Raw genomic sequence first — 2,839 nt, forward strand, 5'->3', positions numbered from 1 at the left:
AGAAACCATCGAAACGTTGCCACCCGCGGCCAATTTTTGCGAACCGCTGATCGCCGATTTCGCCGATGCGATACGCAACGATCGCCCCCCTCGCGTTGACGGAAACGAAGGTCGTGAGACAAACGTCGTGATGGCCAAAGCCTACGCGGCAAATACCTGATTCGAATCGCGTCACCGAGCCCCGCTGAACGAGCGGCACTAAACTTTTGAACTCTTTTTCATCTGGAAAAGGCGATGTCTCAACCGATCGAAGCGTTTTTAACGGCCCCCACGTTTGCCGTCGCCGGTGCCTCGACGCGGCGGCACAAATATGGCAACAAGGTGTTTCGTGCGCTGCTCGATTCAGGCCGCGAGGTCTATCCACTGAACCCGATCAGCGAAGAGATCGAGGGACACAAGGCGTACCCGCGAATCGCGGATTTGCCAATCGTCCCCGAGTCGCTGTCGATCATCACGCCCCCGGAAGTAACCCGGCAAGTGGTTGCCGATGCGGTAGCAGCAGGCGTCAAAAATATTTGGATGCAACCGGGCGCCGAAGACGCTCAAGCAAGCCAAGCGGCCCGCGACGCCGGAATCAATGTCATAGATGACGGTAGCTGCGTGCTGGTACTACTGGCACGCGAGTGACAGCGTCCGAAGCCGACCTACTGGGCCATCAACTTTTTCACGGTTGGCTCGATCGACTCAGCCCAGATCGTGTATCCCTGCTCGCTAAGGTGCAGCAGGTCAGGCATGATCTCTTTGGACAATTTCCCCTCGTCACTGAGAAACTTGTCACCAATATCCAAGTAGTGAACATTATCGTCGGCAGCAAGCTTCGCGACAATCTCGTTGCTCTTCTCGTTCACTTGACGCTTTTGGTCCGATGGATCCGCCCCCCGCGGGAATGTTCCCAATAGCAAGATCTCGGTATTAGGCGTTTTTTGCTGCAGTTGGCGAACGATCGCAGTCACCCCCTCGGCGATTTGCTCGGGCGAGTTGCTGCCTGAATTGTTCGTGCCAATCATGATCACAGCGACTTTGGGCGAGATACCTTCGAGATTGCCGTTATCGAGTCGCCAGATCACGTGTTGAGTGCGATCGCCGCCGATTCCCAAATTCACCGCATTCCGATCGCCGTAGTATTTAGCCCACACGTTCTTACCGTTGCCTTCCCAGCCCTGGGTGATTGAATCCCCAATAAACACAAGGTCGACATTGCCTTGCTTAACTCGTTCGTTCATCGATTCGTGGCGTTTCATCCAGCGACTGTCGCGCGGGACCGGCTTGATCGCATCATGCTCAACCAACGTCTCTTGAGCGTGAACGGGGGAAGCCAAAACGGCTGCTAGAAACAGCGTCTTCACAAGGGATCGACGGCAAATTTGCATCGTAATTCTCTCGATTGTTGAGGAAACGGGGAGGGGAATATCGAGCGATATCATAGTCCATCACGGAAGACAACGCGGTGATAGCAACGTCATTTTCTACTCGCAAAAAAAGCCAGCAAAAGTGCATGCAATGATTCTTGACGCGATCCTTCCCTGCCTTCGAGCCCCCGTTCCCGCTGCAAATTTCGCGGCCCTCTGAGAAACATTGTTGCAAAGATGGGCAATCAAGCGAACTATGAGCAAGTCTAATGACCGCTTTACGGCCCGATTGCGCCCTCGGGGCAAAGAAACACCCAACAAGCGGGGTCGCGGCAGCGATTTCCTGGCAACTCCGGCTCAAACAGTGTTACCATTAATCGGATCCGAGCTAAGTCACTTGGCGATCCGCGAGTTTTGGGAATTAGTAGGGTGGTCATTCAAACCTCTCACATCTATCGCTACCGCGTCGACGCATCGGACACGATCATCGCCGTCGACGAGTGGTGGCTGGCGTTTGCCAAAGAAAACAACTCTCTCGATCTAGATGAAGCATCCGTGATTGGAAAATCGCTGTGGAGCTTTATTGCCGACTACCCGACTCAAAAGCTGTACAAAGAAATCCATCATTTCGTACGGGTGACGGGCAATCCGATCACCGTGCCATTTCGCTGCGATTCACCCACGCTGCGACGGTACATGCAGCTCACGATCACCCTGAACGACGACAAGCAACTGGCATACGAGAGCGTGTTGCTAAGAGCGGTGGCCAGCCGACGACTCGCCATGCTGGATCCTGTCCAGCAACGATCAGCCGCATTTCTAACCATGTGCAGTTTTTGCAAACGCTCACTCATCGAGCCTTCCGGATGGCTCGAGATGGAGAACATTGCGATCAAGCTGCGGCTGTACCGGAAACAAACCGTCCCGGAACTTCGCTATACCGTCTGTCCCGAATGCGAAGACCAACTCGGCAGCACGCGAAAGCAGCTCGAACCGGGCTCCAAGCAAACCCCAAACTAAATCTAGCTAACCTTGGCTGAGCCGGTGACGTCGAGTCATGGATGCCGAATTGGTGCGTTAGTCTTCACTGCAACCTTTCGGGCGGGGACATTACAGCGACCAATTTCGAGCCACAAAAGCCTTGGCGACTTTTGCTAAGACCACATTCAATGCGATGATGTGCGCGCACGAAAAAACCCACTCAGGCTGGCGACGGGCCTGAGTGGGTCTTCGTTTGATTTTTTGGTGATGACACAGATCCGAAGATCTGAATTCTGTTGAGTTAGATTGGAGGACATTTTCACAAAGTGGATGACACTCAGCAAGCTGAGGCCAATCCATTTCTAAATTCCTTAGAAAGGAGGTGATCCAGCCGCAGGTTCCCCTACGGCTACCTTGTTACGACTTAGTCCCAATTGTCGAGCTGACCTTCGGCGCCTGCCTCTCTTGCGAGTTAGCTTGGCGACTTCGGGCCCTCCCAACTTTCGTGG

The 2,839-nt window shown here is 54.0% G+C and carries 3 protein-coding genes and 1 rRNA gene; 2 read left to right on the forward strand and 2 right to left on the reverse strand.

Annotated elements, in window-relative coordinates; genetic code table 11:
- Positions 1 to 234 precede the first annotated feature (234 nt).
- Entirely contained in the window at positions 235 to 627 is a 393-nt protein-coding gene (locus ABX962_RS34080) for a CoA-binding protein (protein WP_372726124.1), read from the forward strand.
- Positions 628 to 644: 17 nt separating this feature from the next.
- On the opposite strand, the gene ABX962_RS34085 is transcribed toward ABX962_RS34080, so the two are convergent.
- Entirely contained in the window at positions 645 to 1,370 is a 726-nt protein-coding gene (locus ABX962_RS34085; RefSeq protein ID WP_372726125.1) for a platelet-activating factor acetylhydrolase IB subunit, read from the reverse strand.
- Between the two features lie 408 nt (positions 1,371 to 1,778).
- Between ABX962_RS34085 and ABX962_RS34090 the strand changes: the two genes are divergently transcribed.
- A complete protein-coding gene (locus ABX962_RS34090; protein WP_372726126.1) occupies positions 1,779 to 2,369 on the forward strand; it encodes a hypothetical protein in 591 nt (196 codons plus the stop codon).
- Between the two features lie 336 nt (positions 2,370 to 2,705).
- Here ABX962_RS34090 and ABX962_RS34095 read toward each other — a convergent pair.
- Positions 2,706 to 2,839, reverse strand: a 16S ribosomal RNA gene (locus ABX962_RS34095); the annotation flags it as partial.

This window comes from Novipirellula sp. (assembly GCF_041583735.1).
Taxonomy (GTDB): domain Bacteria; phylum Planctomycetota; class Planctomycetia; order Pirellulales; family Pirellulaceae; genus Novipirellula.